The organism is Rhizobium sp. BK591, from assembly GCF_014195045.1.
Lineage (GTDB): Bacteria > Pseudomonadota > Alphaproteobacteria > Rhizobiales > Rhizobiaceae > Rhizobium > Rhizobium anhuiense.
Map to the genome: position 1 here is coordinate 1,122,525 of NZ_JACIAZ010000002.1, position 23,282 is coordinate 1,145,806.

The 23,282-nt window shown below is 60.2% G+C and carries 17 protein-coding genes and 1 pseudogene; 9 read left to right on the forward strand and 9 right to left on the reverse strand.

Annotation, left to right across the window (positions count from 1 at the left end; translation table 11 throughout):
- Positions 1-168 precede the first annotated feature (168 nt).
- Both FHX10_RS12445 and FHX10_RS12450 read right to left on the reverse strand, forming a co-directional pair.
- Entirely contained in the window at positions 169-1,065 is an 897-nt protein-coding gene (locus FHX10_RS12445) for a cyclase family protein (RefSeq protein WP_164735890.1), read from the reverse strand.
- A gap of 292 nt (positions 1,066-1,357) precedes the next feature.
- A complete protein-coding gene (locus FHX10_RS12450) occupies positions 1,358-2,287 on the reverse strand; it encodes a TauD/TfdA dioxygenase family protein (RefSeq protein ID WP_097542461.1) in 930 nt (309 codons plus the stop codon).
- 274 nt (positions 2,288-2,561) lie between these two features.
- Between FHX10_RS12450 and FHX10_RS12455 the strand changes: the two genes are divergently transcribed.
- Complete coding sequence (locus FHX10_RS12455) at positions 2,562-2,969, forward strand: carboxymuconolactone decarboxylase family protein (protein WP_097542660.1); 408 nt, start codon at positions 2,562-2,564, stop codon at positions 2,967-2,969.
- 136 nt (positions 2,970-3,105) lie between these two features.
- On the opposite strand, the gene FHX10_RS12460 is transcribed toward FHX10_RS12455, so the two are convergent.
- The 7 genes and pseudogenes from FHX10_RS12460 to FHX10_RS12485 all read right to left on the reverse strand — a co-directional run bounded on the left by FHX10_RS12460 (position 3,106) and on the right by FHX10_RS12485 (position 17,101).
- The gene (locus FHX10_RS12460) at positions 3,106-3,297 is read right to left on the reverse strand and encodes a hypothetical protein (RefSeq protein ID WP_164735891.1); all 192 of its coding nucleotides are present in this window, start codon (positions 3,295-3,297) and stop codon (positions 3,106-3,108) included.
- A 13-nt stretch (positions 3,298-3,310) separates the two neighbouring features.
- On the reverse strand, positions 3,311-3,508 hold the full coding sequence (locus tag FHX10_RS12465; protein ID WP_097542459.1) for a hypothetical protein: 198 nt from the start codon (positions 3,506-3,508) through the stop codon (positions 3,311-3,313).
- Positions 3,509-3,887: 379 nt separating this feature from the next.
- Positions 3,888-5,054, reverse strand: coding sequence for a UDP-galactopyranose mutase (locus FHX10_RS12470; protein WP_097595458.1), 1,167 nt, complete (start codon positions 5,052-5,054; stop codon positions 3,888-3,890).
- A gap of 6 nt (positions 5,055-5,060) precedes the next feature.
- Positions 5,061-7,136: a glycosyl transferase gene (locus tag FHX10_RS12475; protein WP_184389366.1), complete on the reverse strand. Its 2,076-nt coding sequence runs from the start codon at positions 7,134-7,136 to the stop codon at positions 5,061-5,063.
- Between the two features lie 176 nt (positions 7,137-7,312).
- The gene (locus tag FHX10_RS12480; protein WP_184389368.1) at positions 7,313-15,616 is read right to left on the reverse strand and encodes a hypothetical protein; all 8,304 of its coding nucleotides are present in this window, start codon (positions 15,614-15,616) and stop codon (positions 7,313-7,315) included.
- Between the two features lie 566 nt (positions 15,617-16,182).
- A pseudogene (locus tag FHX10_RS35055) lies at positions 16,183-16,664 on the reverse strand (GNAT family N-acetyltransferase).
- Between the two features lie 83 nt (positions 16,665-16,747).
- Positions 16,748-17,101, reverse strand: a complete 354-nt coding sequence (locus FHX10_RS12485) for a MarR family transcriptional regulator (protein ID WP_097542456.1) — start codon at positions 17,099-17,101, stop codon at positions 16,748-16,750.
- A 90-nt stretch (positions 17,102-17,191) separates the two neighbouring features.
- On the opposite strand from FHX10_RS12485, the gene FHX10_RS12490 reads away from it, so the two are divergent.
- Genes FHX10_RS12490 through FHX10_RS12525 form a run of 8 tightly spaced genes read left to right on the forward strand, consistent with a single transcriptional unit; the run spans position 17,192 to position 23,248 of the window.
- Positions 17,192-17,731, forward strand: coding sequence for a hypothetical protein (locus tag FHX10_RS12490; protein ID WP_097542455.1), 540 nt, complete (start codon positions 17,192-17,194; stop codon positions 17,729-17,731).
- A 3-nt stretch (positions 17,732-17,734) separates the two neighbouring features.
- Positions 17,735-18,397: a lytic transglycosylase domain-containing protein gene (locus tag FHX10_RS12495; RefSeq protein WP_097542454.1), complete on the forward strand. Its 663-nt coding sequence runs from the start codon at positions 17,735-17,737 to the stop codon at positions 18,395-18,397.
- Positions 18,394-18,693, forward strand: a complete 300-nt coding sequence (locus FHX10_RS12500; protein WP_097542453.1) for a TrbC/VirB2 family protein — start codon at positions 18,394-18,396, stop codon at positions 18,691-18,693. Before FHX10_RS12495 ends, FHX10_RS12500 begins: the two co-directional genes overlap by 4 nt.
- Before the next feature lie 5 nt (positions 18,694-18,698).
- On the forward strand, positions 18,699-19,037 hold the full coding sequence (locus tag FHX10_RS12505) for a type IV secretion system protein VirB3 (RefSeq protein WP_127429941.1): 339 nt from the start codon (positions 18,699-18,701) through the stop codon (positions 19,035-19,037).
- The gene (locus FHX10_RS12510) at positions 19,030-21,396 is read left to right on the forward strand and encodes a VirB4 family type IV secretion/conjugal transfer ATPase (protein WP_184389370.1); all 2,367 of its coding nucleotides are present in this window, start codon (positions 19,030-19,032) and stop codon (positions 21,394-21,396) included. Before FHX10_RS12505 ends, FHX10_RS12510 begins: the two co-directional genes overlap by 8 nt.
- Positions 21,396-22,094, forward strand: coding sequence for a P-type DNA transfer protein VirB5 (gene virB5, locus FHX10_RS12515; RefSeq protein WP_168332965.1), 699 nt, complete (start codon positions 21,396-21,398; stop codon positions 22,092-22,094). Before FHX10_RS12510 ends, virB5 begins: the two co-directional genes overlap by 1 nt.
- Complete coding sequence (locus FHX10_RS12520; RefSeq protein WP_097622515.1) at positions 22,091-22,324, forward strand: EexN family lipoprotein; 234 nt, start codon at positions 22,091-22,093, stop codon at positions 22,322-22,324. Before virB5 ends, FHX10_RS12520 begins: the two co-directional genes overlap by 4 nt.
- A gap of 3 nt (positions 22,325-22,327) precedes the next feature.
- Positions 22,328-23,248, forward strand: coding sequence for a type IV secretion system protein (locus tag FHX10_RS12525; protein WP_097622516.1), 921 nt, complete (start codon positions 22,328-22,330; stop codon positions 23,246-23,248).
- The last annotated feature ends 34 nt before the right edge of the window (positions 23,249-23,282 follow it).

The following is a 23,282-nucleotide window of genomic DNA, read 5'->3' on the forward strand; positions in this document are numbered from 1 at the left end:
CCTTACAACCGCTCATCGATCCCACGACCAAACGAGCTCGATCATTGTCATCGAGCTCGATGTCGTGCCATTGGCGGTCGCCAAACGCGAACATCCTCCTTATGTGGATGATCGGCGTGTGCCAAAAGGCAATGACCTCTCCGAGCGGACTTGATGTCGCCGCCCGATTTATCGAATGCGCATGCCTGCCGCTTCATCGTAGTGAAGCGGTTTGTCAAATTTTGCGAGCGGCGCTTCCGGCACCGAGCCGATGGTCACGCCATGCGGCCAATCCGGAGGGCAGATGGCGATATAGCGGGCATAGCCGCCAAGCCCACCCCCGAATTTCGGATAACCGATCGCGACCAATGCACCCGTTTCCGGGACCTGATCGAGATTGGCAACGCCTTCGGCCTGCGCAAAGCCGTTATGCATCAGCCAGTGTTCGCCCTCGAGGTTGGGCGTGGTGTCGGTATCGAGCGGCTCGTGGCCGTGAAACAGGATCTTGCGCTCGAGATGGAGGAATTTCAGCGCATCCAGGCTGACGCCCGGAAAAGGCGTGGTGGTCGAGAGCGCCGGGTCCGGCCATGTCTTGGACCAGCCCGAGCGGACGAAGACAACCGATCCTTCGGGAATCGTTCCGTGTTTCGCCTCGAAATCCTTGATGTCGGAGACCTGCAGGTGATAGCCGGGATCGGCCTTCACCTTGTCCTCGATGGAAATGACGACGAGCGGGCGGACCGCGAAGGTCGCCGGCAACTCGTCGATTGCGGCATATTCCGGTGCCCAATGGGCCGGCGGATCGAGCTGCGTGCCGAGCTGATCTGTTGTCAGCAGGTAGCTCGTCGCTTCGAAACCATGCTTGTCGTAGGTGTAGACATCGCCCTGCTTGGCGAAGCCTTCCAAATTCGCACCCGCCTTTGCCGGTGCAAAGCTTGAATTGCCGAAGCCCGCCCAAACGGGGATTTTCGGAGTGATGGTATGGGTCAGATCCACATATTTCGCGCCCTTGAAGGCGTCGTTGTAAACCTTCCAGAGCCCCGGCTCGTCGGCCCGAGCGGCCGCAACGGCCGAGAAAAATGTCATCCCGAAAATCATGGCAACGCGTGTCGCAAACCGCCTCATTGCTAATCTCCCTTCTGCCTCGATGTCATCGATAGTGCGCTCTTGGAATCTCACGACAGCGCCGCGCGTATTTCCACATACGCAGAGGGCGCTGTCGACTTTGACATACTGCATGATGTTATCCTTCAATCGATGCCGATTTAAGGAATTTTGCAGCAACCGACTTCAAGTGGATTCCGTAGCCTGCGCCAGCCGAGGCGATCAGCACGGCAAGCGCTTGCGAGTTTCATGTCCTTCCACTGTCCGGCCGCGCTCATGCGGCATTTGCTTTCGGCCGGGCAGCCTTAACGTGGGTGACGCTGCGGCGACCGTCGACACTGGCAGGGACGTCGCCATCGACGGTGGCGCGGCGCACGACCCGGTGCTGGTCGCCGTAGTCGTTGACCGCATAGTGCTGGGTCGCGCGGTTATCCCAAATTGCGACATCTCCGGCTCTCCAGCGCCAGCGCACGGTATTTTCCGGGGCGGTCACGTAGGACTGGAACACCTCGTAAAGTTTCGCGGAGTCGCTCTTCGACAGGCCGACTAGACGCTGAACGAAATTGCCGAGCAGCAGCGATCTTTCGCCGGTTTCGGGATGGACACGCACGACTGGATGCTCGGTCTCGTAGATGGTCGAGGTGAAGACTTCCTCGAAATGCTTCTTCTCTTCAGCGGTGGCGCGAGGGCGCACGGCTGCGTAGTCATAGGCATTGCTGTGAATGGCCCATAAATTGTCCGCCAGCAATTTGAGCGGCGCCGGCAGACTTTCATATGCGGCATGCGTGTTGGACCAGATCGTATCGCCTCCAGCTGCCGGAATGACGACGCCGCGAAGGACCGAGAATTTAGGATAGGCATCCACGAAGGTGACATCGGTGTGCCATTGGTCCGCCCTGCCGCCGCCGCGGCTGGAATCGAGATTGAGGATGGAAGCCGTGCCGGCCACCGGACCCTGGGTTGGATGCGGTACAAGGTCGCCCAGGCGGCGTGCGAAGGCTTCCTGTTCGGTATCGTCAAGATGTTGCTGGTCGCGGAAGAAGATGACCTTGTGTTTCAGGAGAAGCTGGTTGATGGCTGCCACCGTCGCGTCGGAAAGTTCTCCGCCAAGGCGGATACTCCTGATTTCGGCGCCGACACGGCCGGTCAGCGGCACGACATCGGACTCGGGAATGATCTGATTGACGAGAACTGGATTGCTCATGGAAAGCTCCTGGTTGGTCTTGGAAGAAGACGGCAAGTCACATGCACCCGATGGGCATCCACCGGGCGATCGAAAATCTCATCGCTAAACTCGACAGGGCTAGGGAACAGGATAATCTATAAATTCTATAGATAAATAATTCTAATTTTGCCCGCTTCCCCGAAACGGCTGCGTTAGATATTTCCTCTTGTCGGTGAATTCTCGCCTGCCGACGCAACCGAAGAAAAGATCATGTTTACGGCCGTCCATGGAGGCCGCCGGAAAGGAACTTTCGATGGCAACAGTCAAGCTCCTGTCTGACCAAGAGGCTGCGGCCATTCCGGCCGTTCAAGCCGTGTTCGACGACATCAGGGCGACGCGCAAGACCGACTTCATCAACAACTTCTGGCGTGCGCTTGCGAACGATCCCGCAAACCTCAAGCGGGTATGGGAAACGCTGAAATCGGTCATGACCGTGGAAGGTGCGATCGATCCATTGACACGTGAAATGATCTACATAGCGGTGTCGACGGCGAATGCTTGCCAGTACTGCATTCAATCCCATACCGCAGCGGCCCGTTCGCGCGGCATGACGGATGCACAGCATGGCGAACTTCTAACGATCATCGGGCTTGCGGCGCAGACAAATCATCTTGCGCTGGCCTTGCAGGTCCCGCCGGATCCCGAATTTGAGGTCCGGTAAAACCCGGCTCGGGATTGGGTCGCAACGCCAGCCGATCGATAATGGAAGCGGTCGACAGGTCGATGATGGTGTTGACAGTCACTTCTTGAGGGCGGACGTCGCTGTTCATGCCATGGCGTGAAGAGCGGAAGCGCTATCAATGGCGGTGCCGATACTGGCGCGAAGAGATTTCGATGGTGAGCTCCGCGTATGTCGATTGGAGTTCCCTATCCGTGCCGTCTTCGAAATGGTCGTCGAGAAGCAGGGAGCGATACTCTCGAGCAAGCAACCTCGTTTCGAGCTCGTCGCGCAACGCAGAGAGCCGGAAGAATTGGCGTAGCCTGCCCATGGTGTTTCTCCGATCAGGCGGCGCGATGAATGCCGGCTTGTGATGCCGACATCAATTTGTGGATTGCCCGCTGCACATCCGATGGCGCGGCGAAGTGCTGGCCGTCGAGGTCATGCACATGAAACTTCACGGCGATGAACTTCAGCAGGTCCTTGTCTGGAACGACGATGCCGACCGGAACGCCGGCATATTCGATCACCTGTTTGGCCATTGCGATCATCCGTAAAATGGGTCCTCTTGCGACGCATATTCGGCGGGGGGCATGTTTATAGTCTATCAATTTAATAGACTATATAAGCGGTAACCGGAGATGACTATTCCGATCGATTCCAAATAACTCCTATGATTGGAGAAAATAATTCTAGAACTGCGGCTTTTTTGACCGCTCCCAGGGCTGAGCCGACAGGGCCTCCGTGTCCGGAAAAGACTTCGCTAACGCGTATCGCCACCCTCGCTCGCCCGGCGCAGCGGGATTCGAACGACTGGGACGAGCACTGCCAAAAAAGCATGCTGCAAATTTTTGAAATGACTTCAACGCCGGACTCGGCCGGGTGTCAAAAGGCGGGTTCGCGTCCTCGTTCCGGCGCCAATCAAGGCATCTGGAGCGGCGGATGCAAGAATGCAGGCATGGGCGTCTCACCGGCGCTCGTGGAGAGATATAGCCGTGCGGTGTCCAACGCTTCGCGAATAGTGACGTCCATGTCGAGATAGCGGTAGGTCCCGAGCCGGCCGACGAAGGTGACGGAAGCCTCCTGTAAGGCGCGCCTGACATATTGGCCAAGCTGCTGCTTTTCCTTTATCAGGCGGATCGGATAGTAGGGGATGTCATCCGGACCGCAGGCCCTGGAAAATTCGCGATAACAGACCGAGCCGGCATGATCTTCCCATGGGGAAAAATGCTTGTGTTCCGTCACCCGCGTATGGGGCACGGCGACATCCCCATAATTCATGACCGCGCAGCCCTGGTAGTCGCCCTCATAGGTAAAGCGCTCGAAATCCAGCGTGCGATATCCCAGACGGCCATATTCGTATTCGAAATAGCCGTCGAGCGGACCGGAATAGAATATGTGGTCAAAGCTCTTGCGCAGACCGCTATCGAAGCGCGTTTCCAGATGGACTGTTATATTTGTGTGATCGAGAATTCGCCCGATCATCTCGGTATAGCCGTGCTCCGGCATGCCCTGGTATTTGTGGAAGAAATAATTGTCGTCGTAGTTGAAACGGACTGGAAGCCGTTTCAGGATGGACGCCGGAAGCTCGGCCGGCGAACATCCCCATTGCTTCTGCGTATATCCCTTGAAGAAGGCATCATACAGGTCCTTGCCGACGAAGCGCAGCGCCTGATCCTCGAAGGTCTTCGGATCGCTTATGCTTTTGTCCGAGCAGCTGTCGATGAAAGCGCGCGCCTCGTCAGGCCTGAACACCTTGCCAAAAAACTGATTGATCGTGTGAAGGTTGATCGGCAGGGAATAGACCTGCCCGGAACTGGTCGTCTTGACCCGGTTCTTATAGGGCAGGAAATTCTGAAAGACATTCACATAGTCCCAGACGTCCTTGTCATCGGTGTGAAAAATGTGCGGCCCGTAGACATGAACCATGACGCCGGTCGCCGCGTCGCGCTCCGTGTGGCAATTGCCGGCAATATGGTTTCGCGTTTCGAAGACGTCGACCTCGTGACCTGCCTTGGCCAGTTCACGCCCGATGACTGCACCTGAAAGGCCCGCGCCGACGACGGCAATTTTTTCAATCCGCGGCATTGCCGATCAGCTCTTCCCGGTGGCGCTTATTGTCGAGGCGGTGAACCCTTCCGTCGCCAGGCGGCTGTCGTAGGGGAAAGGCGCATAATCGTGCCATTCGGCCAGCTTGTTGCGGTAAGCCTGCCTGTAAGCCCGATCGTCCGAAAACGCGATATTGTCCTGAACGAGTTCCATCCCGATGTCGTAATAAATGTCGAGGTTGCGCAAGTCCGGCACCGGTGTTTCACCGCCTTCGGATTCTGCTTGCATTTGCCAGAAAAGCGCCTCGAGGCGGGCGGCAAGAGCTGGAATGTCGCGCAACGTGCAGCTCTCCCGTTTTGCCTGCAAGGATTCCCTGATCGTTCTCAGGCTCTTGGGATCGTTTGCAAAGCCAATGGCTCTTTCGATGTAGCTCTGCGGCCCCGAGCAGATCAGTTCCGGGACGCCGGCGGCGGCAACGATGCTATGGCAGAAACGCGCGGCAAAGCTCTTGCCGGGGAATGTCAGGATAGGCAGTCCCATGGTGAGCGCGTCGGCTGCCGTGGAATGCGCTCCATAGGGAAATGTGTCGAGGAACAGCTCGGCGAGCGCGATGCGGGCGAGATGCTTCGCATTCGGCGCCTTGGGCGCGAAAATGAGCCGTTCCGGCGCGACACCGGCTTTCTCCGCTGCCTGGCGCAGGCGTTGATCCACATCGTCGTTTCCAGCGAGCAGCCAGAGCACGCTGCCCGTCGTCGCAAGAAGAATTTTCATCCAGTCGGCGAAGGTTTCCTGCGTGATTTTCTGCATGCCGTTGAAGCAGGCAAAAACGAAGGCGTCTTCCGGCAGTCCGGCTTCTGCTCGCGACGGCCTTTCGGCGATCACCCTCTTGCGATCGATCGGCTGGTTGCAGGCAATCCTGAGCACCTTTTCCGAATAATAGATCTCGTTCTCGGGCGGGATGATGTGTTCGTCGGCGATGATGTAGTGATGGAACGGGCTGCCCATGGTGCCGGGATAACCGCAAAAGTTGACCACCACAGGCGCTGGCCGGTAGGCAAAGATTTTCGTTCGTGCATGCTTGGTGTAGCCGTTGACATCGACAAGAATGTCGATGTCGTCGTCGGCGATCTGCCTTGCAGCGTCGGCATCGCTCAGCGCGGCAATATCGCGCCAACAATCAACGGCAGCTTTCATGCGTGCCTGGGTCGCATCCCCTGCAACCGGCTCGCCGCAATAATAGGCGTAGATTTCGAGGCTCTTCTTGTCATGCAGCTCCAGCACCTCTCTGAGCGCAAAACCGACCGCGTGGTCGCGCAGATCCGAGGAGACATAGCCGACGCGAAGGCGCTGGCCGGTTCCCGTCTTCTGCTTGGGCACCTTGCGTGAGAAGCCGCTGGTATCCGGACGTCCGACAAAGGCCTTGTTGTAGCGGTAGGCTTTGGCGAGCTGGAATAATGGATCATCGGAAAAGCAGGCGAGCGCCAGCGGCGACATGGAATCGAGCAGGTGACGCATGGAGACATGGTCGGACGGCACCAGCGTCGGCCACTTGCACTGGCGCTGGCGGAGCGCGCTCCAATGTTGCCCGGCTTCCGTCTTGTCGGGCCGCAGTTCCATTGCCTGCCACAATGCGGTTTCCGCGTCTTCCAGGAGACCCGCGTTTTCCATGACGCGCCCGATGTGCTGAAGCGCCAACAGGCGATGCAGCAGCCCGTCGGCTGTGCTCTCCGCAGTCATCTCCACGAAACTCTGCCATTGCAGAATGGCCTGCGTGGCAACGCCGCTGTCTTCCAACGCCCGTCCAAGATTGATGTGCGCCGGTCCAAAGCGCGGATTAAGTTTCAAGCAGGCGCGCAATGCGTGGATCGAGCCTGCCACGTCGCCCAACTGCCGCAGGGTGACCGAATAATTGAAATAGACGAGATGCAGGAAAGGATGAGTCTCGTTGAAGGCGATCCAGACCTTGTAGACCTCTGCCGCCTCGAGTCTTTGCCCGACGGCGCTGCGACTTTCGGCGAACTGAAACAAGTCCGTGAAAGAAAGGCGCTGAGTGCGCGCGAGCTCCAGGATCCCAGCCAGTGACGGAACGGGAATTGGCGCTGATGCATCATTGGTGACCATGGACATCCCACGAATTGACGGCCGGCATTGCTACCATTTGCGAAAGGCTAACGATAGCTAACGGCGATAGCTTGCTCTAAACATGTCGGGCAGACACCTCTTGAAATCAGCGTGGGACTGCGACCCTTGCGATGGCCGAAATCCTTGCGCTGCTCGCTCGCGCTCCCGCCGTGCGATCAGGCATTCAGATAAACCGAAATGACTGCCGCTATCTGATCCGAACTCAGATTCCCCATCTGGGTTTCCATGAGAGCATTCAGTTGCTCGCTCGACAGGCTCACAATATCGTCCGTGGACAATCCAGCCACACCGGTCGAGCTGAACGATGCGATATCGGCGGTCGAGAAGGTTGCCAGCTCCTCGGTGGTCAGTGCCGCGACTTGGGCCGAAGTCAGGCCGGTGACCTGGCTTGAGGTCAAAGCCTCCGCCTGTTCTGTCGTCAAGGCGGCGATGGCTCTGGTGGTCAGTCCCGAAATCGCACTTGAACCCAAGGCGATGATGTCGTCGGTGGAGAAGAGAGCGAGGTCGTCCGTGTCCAGTGCGGCGAGCTGCACTGCATTCAGGGCACTGATCTGCGCCGTCGACAAGGCCGCGATTTGATCGGCGCTCATGGCCGCCACCTGCTTGTAACCCAGCGAGGCGACCTGGCTTTTTGTCAAAGCGGCGACCTGCTCGCTGGAAAGCGTGGCGACAACGGCTGTGGACAATCCCGATATGGCGCTCGAGCTGATCGCCACCAGTTCTTTTGTCGAGAAGCTTTCCAGATCCTCGGTGGTCAGGCCTGCGACGCCAGCCGAGCTCAATGCTGCAATCTGGGTGGTGGAAAGCGCTTCAACCTGTTCGATACTGAGGGCTGCGACCTGAACGCTGCTCAGACCGGCAATGCTTGCCGTGCCCAGGCCGGCAATTTGAGCCGTGGAGAGAGTGGCGATAAAGTCGGTAGACAATCCCTGTATGGCAGCCGAGCTGATCGCTGCGATATCGGCTGTTGAGAAGGTTGCCAGGTCGTCGGTGGCGAGGCCCGCGATGCCGGCCGAACTCAACCCGGCAATCTGTGTGGTGGAAAGCACCTCAACCTGCTCGATGCTCAAAGCACCGACCTGCGCGCTGCTCAGACCGGCGACGCTGGCGGCGCTCAGAGCCGCGATCTGCGCGGTCGACAAGGCCGCGAGATCATCGGTCGTCAAGACGGCAACCTGTGTGGAACCAAGCGCGCCGACCTGAGCGGTGGTCAGGGCCTCCAGCTGATCGGTGTTCAAGGCCTCGATCTGTGCGGTGGAAAGGCCCGCAATGCCAGCCGTGCCCAGGGCCGCGATCTGACCCGTCGATAAGGCTGCGATGGTGGCCGTGCTCAAACCGGATATGGCAGTCGAGCTGATCGCCGCGATATCGGCAGTCGAGAAGGTCTCGAGATCGTCCGTTCCGAGCGCCGCAATCTGGGCTGAGCTCAGCACGGCAACCTGGGCCGTCGTCAGAGCCTTGGCCTGATCGGTGCTCAATGCGGCAATCTGCGTGGTCGCCAGGCCGGCGATGCCAGCCGTGCTCAGGGCCGCGATCTGGGCAGTCGACAGAGCCGCGATAACGGCCGTGGACAATCCCGATAGTGCGCTCGAACCGATCGCTGCGATATCGGCGGTCGAGAACGCCTCGAGATCGTCCGTTCCGAGCGCCGCGGTCTGCTTGGAGCTGAGAGCCCCGACCTGGGTCGTCGTCAAGGCCTCAACCTGACCTGTGCTGAGTGCTGCAATCTGCGCGCTGCTAAGACCTGTGATGCCGGCGGCACTCAGAGCCGCAATCTGCGCGGTCGACAGTCCCGCGATATCATCGGTACTCAAGGCAGCAACCTGCTTGGAACCAAGCGCGCCGACCTGAGCGGTCGTCAGGGCCTCAAGCTGGCCAGTGCTCAAGGCAACGATCTGCGCGGTGGAAAGGCCCGCAATGCCAGCCGTGCCCAGGGCCGCGATCTGGCCCGTCGAAAAGGCTGCTATCGTGTCTGCGGTCAATCCCGATATTGCGCTCGAACTGATCGCTGCGATATCGGCGGTCGAGAAGGTCTCGAGATCGTCCGTTCCGAGCGCCGCGATCTGGGTCGAGCTCAAGACTGCGACTTGCAGTGTCGTCAGGGCACTGGCCTGATCGGTACTCAATGCGGCAATCTGCGCGGCGCTCAGACCTGCGATGCCGGCCGTGCTGAGTGCCGCGATCTGCGTGGTCGTCAGTCCCGCGATATCAGCGGTCGCCAAGACAGCAACTTGCTTGGAACCAAGCGCGCCGACCTGAGCTGTGGTCAGGGCCTCCAGCTGATCGGTGCTCAAGGCCTCGATCTGCGCGGTGGAAAGGCCCGCAATGCCAGCCGTACCCAGAGCCGCGATCTGGTCCGTCGAAAAGGCTGCGATCGTGTCCGCGCTCAATCCCGAAATGGCACTCGAACTGATCGCCGCGATATCGGCAGTCGAGAAGGTCTCGAGATCGTCCGTTCCGAGCGCCGCAATCTGGGTCGAGCTCAGCACCGCAACCTGGGGCGTCGTCAGAGCCTCGGCCTGGGCCGTGCTCAATGCGGCAATCTGCGTGGTCGTCAGGCCGGCGATGCCGGTCGTGCTCAGCGCCGCAATCTGGGCGGTTGACAGGGCCGCGATATCATCCGTGCTCAGGGCGACAAGCTGCTTGGAGCTGAGAGCCCCGATCTGTGTCGTCGTCAGGGCCCCAACCTGACCTGTGTTGAGCGCAGCGATCTGCGTGGTGGTCAGACCCGCAATACCGGACGTGCTGAGCGCGGCAACTTGCGTGCTGGAAAGGGAAGCGACCGCAGCGGTGCTCAGGGCGGCGATCTGCGTCGAGTTGAGCACAGCAACCTGCTTGGTCAGCAAGTCGTCGATTTGCCCGGCGTCCAAGGCCGCGATCTGTTTGGTGGAAAGGCCGGCAATCCCGGCCGTGCTCAGGGCAGCGATCTGAGCACTGGACAGCGCGGCGATAACCGTCGTGGACAATCCGGTGATCGCACTCGAACCGATCGCCGCCATATCCTTGGTTGAGAAAGTCGCTATATCGTCCGTATCCAGGGCCGCAAGCTGCGTCGCACTCAGCGCCCCGACCTGGATCGTCGTCAATGCCTCGGCCTGTGCGGTGCTCAGGGCGGCGATCTGTTTGGTGGAAAGCTGTGCGATGCCGGATGTGCTCAGGGCCGCGATCTGATCTGTCGAGAGGACGGCTATGACAGCGGTGGGCAATCCCGCTATGGCGCTCGCACTGAAGGCGGCGATATCCTTGGTCGAGAACGTGGCTATGTCGTCGGCATCCAGCACAGCAAGCTGTGTCGAACTGAGGGCGCCGATCTGAGCGGTGGTCAAAGCGTCAAGCTGTGCTGTGCTCAAAGCGACGATCTGTTTGGTGGAAAGGCCCGCAATGCCTGACGTGCTCAGGGCCGCGACCTGATCCGTCGAGAGGGCCGCGATAACGGCGGTGGACAATCCCGATATGATACCCGAACTGATGGCCGCGATATCCTTGGTGGAGAACGTGGCTATGTCGTCCGGACTCAAAGCAGCGATTTGCTTGGAATTGAGAGCGCCGACCTGCGTGGTCGTCAAGGCCTCGGCCTGGGCGGTGCTCAGCGCCGCAATCTGTGTGGTGGAAAGGCCTGCGATGCCTGATGTGCTCAGGGCTGCGATCTGCTCAGTGGAGAGGGCGGCGAGAAGATCCGTACTCAAGGTGGCGACTTGCGTCGAACTCAGCGCTGCAATCTGCCTGGTGAGCAAGGCGTCGATCTGACCGGAATTCAGCGCATTGATCTGTTCGGTGGTCAGACCCGCAATGCCTGACGTGCTCAGGGCCGCGATTTGATCCGTCGAGAGGGCTGTTATAGCGGTCGTGGACAAGCCTGATACGGCGCTTGAGCCGATCGCGGCGATATCCTTGGTCGAGAAAGCGGCCAGATCATCCGTCTGCAGGGCGGCTATCTGATTTGAGCTCAGCATGGCGACCTGCGTCGTCGTCAGGGCCTCCGCCTGTACAGTGGAAAGGGCGGCGATCTGCTCGGTGGTCAGACCCGCAATGCCGGATGCGCTCAGAGCGGCGACCTGCGCAGTGGAAAGGGCGGCGATGACATCGGTGCTCAAAACAGCCACCTGCGCTGAGCTGAGCACCCCAACCCGCGCGGTGGTCAAGGCGGCAATCTGCGACGTGCCGAGGGCGGCGATCTGGCTGGTGGTCAGCCCGGCGATCGCGGATGCACTCAAGACGGCGATCTGATCCGTCGAAAGCGCCGCTATGACAGCCGTGCTCAAGCCCGACATGCCTTTACTGGTGATCGCCGCGATATCGGCGGTCGAAAAAGTGGCGACGTCATTGGGTTCCAGAGCACCCACCTGGGTCGAGCTCAGCGCGGCGACCTGAGCCGTCGTCAATGCTTCTGCCTGCGCCGTGCTCAAGGCTTCGACCTGATCGGTGGTCAGACCCGCAATGCCGGATGTGCTCAGGGCGGCAATCTGTGCGGTGGAAAGGGAAGCGACGACATCCGTACCGAGGGTGGCGATTTGCGTTGAACTCAGCGCCGCAACCTGCTTGGTGAGCAGGGAATCAATTTGACCGGTGCTCAGCGCGTCGATCTGTTTGGTGGTCAGGCCTGTGACGCTGGCCGTGCTCAGTGCGGCGATCTGATCCGCCGAGAGGGCTGCTATGACGGCCGTGCTCAAGCCCGATATGGCTTTGCTGCCGAGCGCCGCAATATCGGCGGTCGAGAATGCGGCGATATCGTTCGCATCCAGGGCCGCAAGCTGGGTCGAGCTCAACATGGCGACCTGCGTCGTCGTCAATGCCGCTGCCTGGGCCGTGCTCAGGGTGTCGATCTGTTCGGTGGTCAGACCCGCAATGCCGGCCGCGCTCAGGGCAGAGATCTGCGCAGTGGAAAGGGAAGCAACGGCGTCCTTGTCGAGAGCCGCCACTTGCGCCGAACTCAGCACCGCAACCCGCGCGGTCGTCAAGGCGGCAATTTGCGCCGGCTTCAGGGACGCGATCTGGCTGCTCGAAAGACCTGCAACCCCTGCTGCGCTCAGGGCAGCGATCTGATCCGTCGAGAGGGCTGCCGTGACGGCCGTGCTCAAGCCCGATATGGCTTTGCTGCCGATCGCCGCAATATCGGCGGTCGAGAAGGTCGCGATATCATCCGTCCCCAAGGCGGAATACTGTGTTGAAGTCAGCGCTGCAGCCTGGGTCGTCGTCAATGCTTCCGCCTGCGTCGTGCTCAGGGCGGAGATCTGTTCGGTGGTCAAACCCGCCGTACCGGCGGCGCTGAGGGCCGCAACCTGCGCAGTGGAAAGGGATGCGACGACATTCGCCCCCAGGGCCGCGACTTGCGTTGAACTCAGCACCGCAACGCGAGCGGTGCTCAAGGCGGCAACCTGGCTGGTGTTCAGGGCTGCGATCTGGCTGGTCGTCAGGCCAGTAACCGCGCTCGCGCTGAGGGCCGCAACCTGTGCGGTGGAAAGCTCTGCGATCTGTTCTGCGCTCAAGCCCGATATGGCTTTACTGCTGATCGTCGCGATATCGGCGGTCGAGAAGGTGGCTATGTCATCCGTCCCAAGAGCGCCGAGCTGGGTTGAGCTGAGGACCGCGACCTGGGTCGTCGTCAGCGCGCCAGCCTGGCTGGTGCTCAAGGCGGCGATCTGGCTGGTCGTCAGGGCAACGACGGCGCTCGTGCTCAAGGCGGCGATCTGATCGGTCGAGAGTGCTGCAATGCCGTCTGGGCTCAAGCCGGCCATGGCCTTGCTGGTGATCGCCGCCATATCGGCGGTCGAGAATGTGGCCAAGTCGTCCGTTCCGAGCGCCGCAATCTGGGCGGAGCTCAGCACTTTCACCTGTGAGGCGGACAGTGCCTCGGCCTGCGCCGTGCTCAAGGCGGCGATCTGGTCGGAGGTCAGTCCCGTGACACCGGATGTGCTGAGGGCGGCAACCTGCGCGGTAGAAAGCACCGTGATGTCTTTGGTGTTCACGACCGCGATTTGCGACGCCTTGAGGGCGCCAACTTGTTCCGTCGTCAAGGCGGCAATCTGCGATGTGCCGAGCGCTGCGATCTGACTGGTCGTCAGGCCAACGACGGCGCTCGTGCCCAGAGCAGCGATCCGATCCGTCGAAAGCGCGGCAATGTCGGCCGTGCTCAAGCCGGTTACCGCTTTACTGGTGATCGCCGCCATATCTGCAGTCGAGAAGGTGGCCAAGTCGTCCGTTCCGAGCGCCGCGATCTGGGCGGCGCTGAGCGCCTTCACCTGTGAGGTGGTCAGTGCCTCGGCCTGCGCCGTGCTCAGGGCGACGATCTGATCGGAGGTGAGACCCGTGATGCCTGATGTGCTGAGGGCGGCAAGCTGCGTGGTGGAAAGCGCCGCGATGTCGGCCGTGTCCAGGACCGCGATTTGCGATGCCTTGAGGGCGCCAAGCTGGGTCGTCGTCAAGGCGGCGACCTGCGATGGGCTCAAGGCGGCGATCTGACCGGTCGTCAGGGCAACGACAGCGCTCGTGTTCAGAGCAACAAGCTGTTCCGTCGAGAGGGCCTCGACCTGACTGGTCGCCAGACCCGCGATCGCGCTCGTGCTAAGGGCCGCGACCTGCGCGGTGGAAAGCGCCGCGACAAGGCCCGTGCTCAAGCCGGTGACCGCCTTGCCGGTAATTGCCGCGATATCGGCGGTCGAGAAGGTGGCTATGTCGTCCGTTCCGAGCGCCGCGATCTGGGTTGAGCTCAGCGCCTTCACCTGTGCGGCAGACAGGACCTCGGTCTGTGTCGTACTCAAGGCGACGATCTGGTCGGAGGTCAGCCCGGTGATGCCTGATGTGCTGAGGGCGGCAACCTGCGCGGTGGACAGGGATGCAACTATAGCCGTACCCAAAGCCGCGATCTGCCTGGAGCTTAAAACCGCGGCCTGGCTTGTCGTCAATGCTCCAGCCTGCGCCGTGCTCAAGGTGGCGATCTGGTCGGTCGTCAGACCCGCAATGCCGGCCTTGCTCAGCGCCTCGATCTGATCTGTCGAGAGAGAGGCGATCACGGCCGTGCTCAGGCCCGGCATGGCTTGACTGGTGATCGCCGCCATATCGGCGGTCGAGAAAGTGGCTATGTCGTCCGTTCCCAGGGCCGCGATCTGGGTCGAGCTCAAGGCTGCGACCTGGATCGTCGTCAATGCCTCGGCCTGTGCCGTGCTCAGGGCGGCGATCTGGCCGGACGTCAAACCCGCAATGCCTGAAGTGCCGAGAGCCGCAACCTGCGCGGTGGAAAGCACCGTGATGTCGTTGGTGTCCATCACCGCGATTTGCAACGCCTTGAGGGCGCCGACCTGGGTCGTCGTGAAGGCGGCAATCTGCGCAGTGCTGAGGGCAACGATCTGGCCGGTCGACAGCTCGGCGATCGCACCCTTACTCAGGGTGGCAACCTGCGCGGTGGAAAGGACCGTGATGTCGTTCGTGTCGAGGACCGCGATTTGCGATGCCTTGAGGGCGCCGACCTGGGTCGTCGTCAACGAGGCAATCTGCGCCGTGCTGAGGGCGACGATCTGGCTGGTCGTCAGACCAGCGATCGCGCTCGTGCTCAGGGCAGCCACCTGTTCGGTGGAAAGGGCGGCGACAAGGCCCGTGCTCAAGCCCAATATGGCTTGACTGGTGATCGCCGCCATATCGGCGGTCGAGAAGGTGGCCAAGTCGTCTGTCCCCAGGGCCGCAATCTGGGTAGAGCTCAGCGCCTTTACCTGCGTGGCCGACAGTGCCTCGGCCTGTGCCGTGCTCAGGGCGGCGATCTGGTTGGTCGTCAAGCTCGCAACCGCACCTGTGCTGAGAGCAACAAGCTGGGCGGTGGAAAGCACCACAATGTCTTTCGTGCCCATGGCCGCGATTTGCGATGCCTTGAGGGCGCCGACCTGGGCCGTCGTCAAGGCGGCAACCTGCGATGTGCTCAGCGCCGCGATCTGGCTTGTGGTGAGGCCCGCGATCGTGCTCGCGCTCAAGGCAGAGATCTGATCCGTCGAGAGGGTTGCAATAGCGGCCGTGGACAGGCCCGATATGGCTTTGCTGGTGATCGCCGCGAGATCGGTGGTCGAGAAAGTCGCCACATCCGCGGCGCTTAAAGCGGCGAGCTGCAACGAACTGAGAGCACCCACCTGAGATGAGGTCAGGGCCTGTGCCTGATCTGTCGTCAATGCGCCAATCTGCGCGGTCGTGATTGCCGCAATTTGAAGCGAGCTCAGGCTTTCGATGTCAGTGCTGTTCAAGACAGCCAGTTGATCCACGGTCAAACCGACAATGGCACTTTGTGAAATGGCACTTAATTGCTGCGAGCTGAGAACATCGACATCTTCCGTGTCCAAAGCAGCGATTTGAGACGACGAAAGCGCGCTGATCTGCTTGGTGGTAAGCGAGGCCACATCTTCCGTCGTCCAGGCTGCAACCGTGGACGTTGCAAGAGACCTGATCTGACTGCTGGTAAGGGAGGAAACAATCGACGTCATATGTAAAAACTCTTGCGTTAGCCAATACAATAAAGTTCAGCGTTTCGAAGCCTGCACCGCCTGTTTGGCCGGGCTCTGAAAAGAACCAACGCTCTGAAAATTCACTGCCCAGCAAAGAGGAGTGTAATCAGATTGGCTTGCGCGAACCTGTAGTTGTCAAACTGATCGGTACCGGAATTGTGCGGTGAGCCGCCGCTCGATCCCGTCCAAGGGCCTGATTTGCAGGTCGATGTCACGCGTCGGTTCGAGAAGGACGTTGGGGAGAGGCGTTGGCAAACAGCTGACGGCTATGCGACGGCTCGCATAAAGGGCTTGATGCAGTTTCGATCGAGATGGCACCCCCACCTCATCGAAACCCGGGCGGAGTGACATTCCAACTTTGCACAAACACGGACACTTCAACTCTAACTTCTAGTCTAAATACAACAGGAGCCTAGGCGCCTGCTGGCAGGGAGACAGCCGCGCTCAAAGACGTCCTGTTCGGGATTGTTAAGCTGTGCCGGGTCGGATCGGGCCGATGTAAAGAAGCTCTGCTCCGAGGATAAAGCTGCCGTGGATTGCCACCCTTAGCGCCTCGCCATCATTGGCAAGATCAGGCCCCACCGAGTTTCCTGAGGCGGTCCGAACGGTTCGAAACCCAGTTTTTTGTAGACGGCAATCGCTCGTTCGTTGCCAGGATGAGGATCGGTTGCGATCACGGCGCCTTCTCATCAAAGAGAGCCTGCATTCTGGCGCCGATAAATGCTGATCCGTGCCCAACACCGATCGTATCGGGGTCGCCAATGTATTGGTCAATTCCCCGCGAAACCCTCGGGAAGTTTGGCAAAATGGTGATCTTCCCACCCATGGACTGTGTAGTCCTGCATGAACGCGAAGGGAAGTCCGAAGGATGAAACAATCCAGCGTGCTACCCGAGGATCAGCTCTTCATCGTATGGCTCATCCGAGTTCCACCATTCACGCAGATGAGGCTTTGATTGCCATTCCATGAGCAAATCGAGGTCGTTCAGTGTCGCTCTGCGAAAACTGTATTGATCGGGTGTCATCATGAGCTCAGTTTACCAGATCATCCGCCGGAGGGTATGGCAGCCGAATGCTGGACGATCTGAAAAACGTCACTTAAATCCGCTGCTCATTCGTTTCCGAACGAACTTAGCTTCTCCAGAAGCGCTTCCGAGATCTCGAACTGACGCGCCGTTCCACGACCCATAGAGTTCTTGACGATCGTCTCAGTCAACATTCCTCGCCTCACCAGAAGGTCCACCGTCTCCTTGACGCCGCTGCGCGTTAGGGCCGTGATTTCCATGATACTGGAAAGAGTTAGCTTCTGGTGCGCTTGGTTCATGCTGTAGAGGACCGTCATCATGCCGACCTGCTTCAGCCTTGCCTGAGGCGTCTCGTCTTCCTGGGGGTGATCGAGGATCTCATGCAGGATAAGGCCTGAGAAAGCCAGATTACGCCACTGGGTTGCAATTGCTCTTGTCATGTCTTTTTACTGTGTTATATAAATCAGTATAAATCGCACTAGCACCACGCTACCTCTTCCGCAATGGGACGTCTTTGAAGGGTCGTGCTCATGAAAAACCTTCTGTTCAACACGGTTGTCGCGGCCTGCTGCATATTGCCACCCTATCTTAATTCACCAGGCAGGGCGCAAGCAAATGAGTGGGGTTGCGAGGTTATTCTGTGCCTTTCCAACCCCGGAGGCCCGACGCAGTTTGCAGAATGCCGCCCGCCGATCGAAAAGCTCTGGCGCGAGCTTGCCGAGGGGCATTCGTTCCCCACTTGCAGCGGCGCCACCTTCCACAGTTCCCGCCCGGGCTATGAGCCGTATTACTGCGAAAGCGGATACCGGCTGCAAAGCGATTATGGTCCGCGCGGGCAGGAAATAACCTGCGTGTCGATCGCCCTTCAGCCGGTGAGCGACGCGTTCTGCCCCGATCTCGGGGAGAGCAGCAGTTCCAGCAACAATTCGGTTTTGGCGCCGCGATGGCAGCTGGTCGATGGTCGGCGCCAATGCATGGGTTATCCGACCGCTCGCCCGATGGTGAGATCGCAGCCCCACTATGTCGACGTCACCATCGATGGGGTGGGCACGCAACGGGTCTGGTACTGAACTATGGCTGTGGCATTCGTTGATCTCGCCCAGAACTGCGCACCCGTGGTGGACGTCAGGACGCTTGCCGCCGTCGTCAGTCTGGAGAGCGGCTTCAATCCACTCGCCATTGCTATCAACAGCGGTCCGCCGCCTGAGCGCCAACCCGCGTCGAAGGCGGAGGCGATCGAGCGCGCGACCTCCCTTGTTGCCGATCGGCAGGACATCCGGATCGGTCTGGGCGGCATTGGGGCGGCGGAGCTGGGCAGACTGAAGCTTTCGATTTCGGATGCGTTCGATCCCTGCTTGAACCTCAAGGCGACGGCCACTCTGCTCGATGGCTACTACCGCCTTGCCTTGCGCTCCGGGGCCGATGCGACGCAAGCCGAAAAGGTGATGCTTCAGTCCTACTACGGGCGTGACGATCCGTCTGTTGGCGAAATGATCAAATATGACGCTGAGGTCCGCCAGGAAATGAGCCGCCTGCCTTCCGACCTTGCGTCTCTCACTATCGCCGAGCCGCGGCAAGAAACCCCTGTCGCGGACCCGTCAGCCAGGCGGGAGATATCGCCGGCTACACAATTGCTTTCCCAATCCGGCGGAGCCGCATCGTGGGACGTCTTCAACGTCCGGCGGTCATCCCAGGTTCTCGTGTTTCAAGACGAACGATCGGAGCAACGAAAATGATCTCAAGAGCAGACTTTCGCCCTGTCGCAGCCCCTCTCCTGATGGCCGCCGTCATCAGCGCCTGCCTGGTAGAGCCGGCCTTCGCGCAGGCGGCCGGCGTCGAAACCGTCCTGCAGAACATCGTCGACATGCTGACCGGCAATATTGCCAGGCTGCTTGCGGTCATCGCCGTCATCATCATCTGCATCGCCTGGATGTTCGGCTACATGGATCTTCGCCGCGCCGGTTTCTGGATTATCGGCATCGGCGGAATCTTTGGTGCGACGGAACTCGTCAATACGATCGTCGGAAGCTGATCATCATGCAAACAGCCGCCGCTATCGAGGAAGATATCTTGTTTCTTGCCTGCACGCGCCCGGCGATGATTGCCGGCGTGACGATGGAGGCGATGGGCCTCAACGTCATGCTGACGACCATCCTCTATATCACCGCGGGATCGATCGCCTACGCACTTGTCGGCGTCGTCTTCCATTTCATATTCCGCACGCTCGTCAAGCATGACCACAACATGTTCCGCATCCTGATCTCCTGGATCGAGACCCGCGGCCGGTCGCGCAACGCCGCCTATTGGGGCGGCGCCAGCTTGTCGCCCCTGAGGCTCATCCGGCGCTATGACGAAAAGGATTTGAGCTTTGCCTAGCACCGCAACGCTTCGCTCGCGCGAACTCGGGCCCGAAACTTTCATTCCATACGTCCGTCATGTCGACGAGACGACGATCGCGCTCGAATCCAGGGCGTTGATGGTGATGGTCGCGCTTGAAGGCATATCCTTCGAAACTGCCGATGTCCTGGACCTCAACAGCCTGCACCGCGATCTCAATACGCTTTACCGCAACATCGCTGACGACCATCTGGCGCTCTGGACTCATGTCATCCGCCGCCGCGACAACGCCTACCCGGACGGAGCCTTCGCCAACCCCTTCTCGCAAGGTCTGAACGCTCGATATCGCGACCGCATGATCGAAGAGGATCTGTTTCGCAATGATCTTTACCTCTCGCTTGTCTGGCATCCGGGCCGGGATCCCGCAGAAAAAGCCGCCCATCTTCTCTCCCGCCTGCGCAAGGCGCGCCGCGACCGTGTCGAGCTTGATGAGGATGCCCTGACGCATCTGAGGGACAAGGTCTCCGACGTGACTGCCGGGCTGAAACGCTTCGAGCCTCGTGTGCTTTGCCTCTACGAACAGGACGACATCGTCTTTTCCGAGCCGAGCGAGGTTCTGCATCAGATCGTCGGCGGCCGGCGGGAGCGGGTCCCGCTGACGGAAGGCCGCATATCCTCGGCGATCTATTCGCATCGGGTGATCTTCGGGCGGGAGACCGTCGAGATCCGTCATGAGGCCGCAAGCCGTTACGCCGGCATATTCGGGTTCAAGGAATATCCGGCGACCACCCGCAGCGGCATGCTCGACGGCATCCTGACGGCGCCCTTCGAGCTTATCCTGACGCAATCTTTCGCCTTCGTCGCAAAAGCCGATGCGCGCACGATCATGGGGCGCAAGCAGAACCAGATGGTCAGCGCCGGCGACAAGGCGGCGTCGCAGATCGAAGAGCTCGGCGATGCCATGGACGATCTGGAATCGAACCGCTTCGTGCTTGGAGAACATCATCTGGCCCTGTCGGTCTTTGCGCCCTCGGTGAAGGAACTCACCGACAATATGGCCAAGGCACGCGCCTATCTCACCAATGGGGGTGCGGTCGTCGCCCGCGAGGATCTTGGCCTTGAGGCGGCCTGGTGGGGGCAGGGGCCGGGCAATTTCCGCTACCGGGCAAGATCGGGCGCCATCACCTCGCGAAATTTTGCAGCACTTTCCCCTTTCCATTCCTATCCCGCCGGCAGGAAAGACGGCAATGAATGGGGACCGGCCGTCGCCATGCTGAAGACCGCCTCCGGTTCGCCCTTCTATTTCAATTTCCACCATAGCGATCTCGGCAACACCTTCGTCTGCGGCCCGTCCGGCACGGGCAAGACGGTGCTCTTGAACTTCATGCTGTCCCAGCTCGAAAAGCATGATCCGCACATGGTCTTCTTCGACAAGGATCGCGGAGCCGACCTGTTCGTCCGGGCCGCGGGTGGCACCTACCTGCCGCTTCGAAACGGTGTCGCCACCGGCTGCGCGCCGTTGAAGGCATTTGAACTCACCCCGGAAAACAAGGTGTTCCTCGCCCGCTGGGTCGGCCAGCTGGTCGGGTCGGCAAAGCGTCAACTGACGGTCTTGGAGCTGCGCGACATCGCCTCGGCGATCGACGGGCTGGCGGACCTGCCGGTCCAAGGGCGTTCGATCGGCGCCTTGCGCACCTTCCTCAACAATACCGATCCCGAAGGCATCGCGGCGCGGCTCAGGCGGTGGGAAAGGGGTGGGCCGCTCGGCTGGGTGTTCGACAACCAAACCGACGACATCGGGATCGGGGCCAAGTTCATCGGTTACGACATGACCGATTTCCTCGACAATGAGGAAATCCGCACGCCGTTGATGGCCTACCTGTTCTTCCGCATCGAGCAGCTGATCGACGGGCGGCGCATCATCATCGTCATCGACGAGTTCTGGAAGGCGCTGCAGGACGAAGGCTTTCGCGACCTCGCGCAGAACAAGCTGAAGACGATCCGCAAACAGAACGGCCTGATGCTGTTTGCGACCCAAAGCCCGCGCGACGCGATCGTCTCGCCGATTGCCCATACGATCATCGAGCAGTGCCCGACGCAGATCTTCCTTCCCAATCCGCGCGGCGACCATGGCGATTACGTCGACGGGTTCAAACTGACGGAGCGCGAATTCGAACTGCTCTCGCGCGAGCTTTCGGTCGAAAGCCGGCGCTTCATCGTCAAGCAGGGCCATAACAGCGTCGTCGCCGAATTGAACCTCAGGGGCTTTGACGACGAGCTCGACATCCTGTCCGGCCGCACCGCCAACGTCGAACTCGCCGAGACGATCCGGGCGGAGATCGGCGACCGGCTGGAAGACTGGCTACCCGTGTTTCGGCAAAGAAGGAGGACGGATTGATGGAAAGGATCAGAATAGAGTTTGCTCTGGCGATGATGGTTGCACTGTTGCCGGCTGGAACGGCATTTGCGCAGGGCATTCCGGTCATCGACGAGACGGCGATCGCCAAGCAGATCGAGAGCATCACTCAGCTGAAATCCCAGCTCGACACGCTCAATCAGCAGCTCCAGCAGGCGCAGCAGCTTTACGCATCGCTGAACAAGCTTACCAACATGGCCGATGTCGCCGGTCTGCTGAACGACCCTTCGATCCGCAAGGCATTGCCGCAGGATTTCAATGCCATCGAAGGCTTGCTCAAAGGCTCGGGCAGCGGTGTCTTCGCCACCTCCGCCTCGAAATTCCTCGAAGAAAATTCGACCTATCGCACCGATGCCAATGATTTCTATGCGCAGGAATTGGCCCGCGCTCAGAACCAGAATGCCGGGCAGATGAGCCTCGGCCAGCAGATCTACGATGCCGCCACCAAGCGCATCGACGGCATCGATCAGCTACGCCAGCAGATCTCGGGTGCAGCCGACGCCAAGGATATCGCCGACCTTCAGGCACGCCTGCAGGCCGAAACCGCCTTTCTGCAAACCGACGTGCTGCGCATGCAGGCTCTGCAGATGGTCCAGCAGGCACAGGTTCAGGTCGACGACCAGCGCAAGGCCGAGGATTGGCGCAAGCGCCTGGATGCCATGGCAGAGGCGCTCAAATGAAATATCTCGTTCCTGGTATCGCCGCGCTTGCGCTTTCCGGCTGCTTCGGCGAGGTCGACAGGATCTATACCGTCGACGAACTGATGGCTGATCAGGCCCTGCTCGCGAAGATCACAGGCAAATGCCGCAACAACCCTGGCGCCTTGCGTCAGACGCCGAATTGCCAAAACGCCGAGGCGGCGGACTGGAAGCTCCGGCTTGAACGCATGAACAGGGCGCTTGGAGGCTGAGCCATGTACCAGGTCTTCAGCTTCGTCGATGGTCAGTTCAAGTCGCCGCTCGAGAGTTTCATCTCGTCGGGCACGTCGAACATCGCCAGCTGGATCAGCGGCCCACTCACCGCGGCGCTGACGCTCTACGTCGTGCTCTATGGCTATCTTGTCCTGCGGGGCTCGGTCCAGGAGCCCATTGTCGAATTCGCCTTCCGGGCGATGAAACTTGCGATCATCGTCATGCTGGTGCGCAACGCCAGCGAATATCAGACCTATGTCACCCAGATTTTCTTCGAGACGCTGCCGCGCGAGATTTCCCAGGCGCTGAACTCGGGTAGCGCACCGAGTGCCTCCACCTTCGACAGCCTGCTCGACAAGGGCCAGAAATGCGCCAAGGACATCTGGGCGCGTGCCACCTGGCCTGCCGACATCGTCAACGGCATCGGCGGGATGATGGCGATCGGCGCGAGCTTCACGGTGGCGGCGATCGGCTATATCGTCTCGCTCTATGCCCGGCTGGCGCTCGCCATCGTGCTGGCCATCGGGCCGATCTTCGTGGCGCTGGCGATGTTCCAGTCCACCCGTCGTTTTACTGAATCCTGGATCGGTCAGCTCGCCAATTTCGTCATTCTCCAGGTCCTGGTCGTCGCGATCGGTTCACTGCTGATCAGCTGTATCGACACGACCTTCACGGCGGTCGAAAGCTATACCGATGTCATGATGCGCCCGGTCGCCCTTTGCGCCATCTGCCTTGCTGCCCTTTACGTCTTCTACCAACTGCCCGGAATCGCCTCAGCGCTTGCGGCGGGCGGGGCGTCGCTGACCTACGGCTATGGTGCTGCCCGAGACGCCCATGAGGGCACGCTCGCCTGGGCCGCCTCGCATGGTGCCAGAGCTGTTGGTCGCGGCGCCCGTTCCGCCGGCCGCCGTCTCAGATCTTGAGGGGCCGGAAGACGACTTCTCCACGACAAATGTT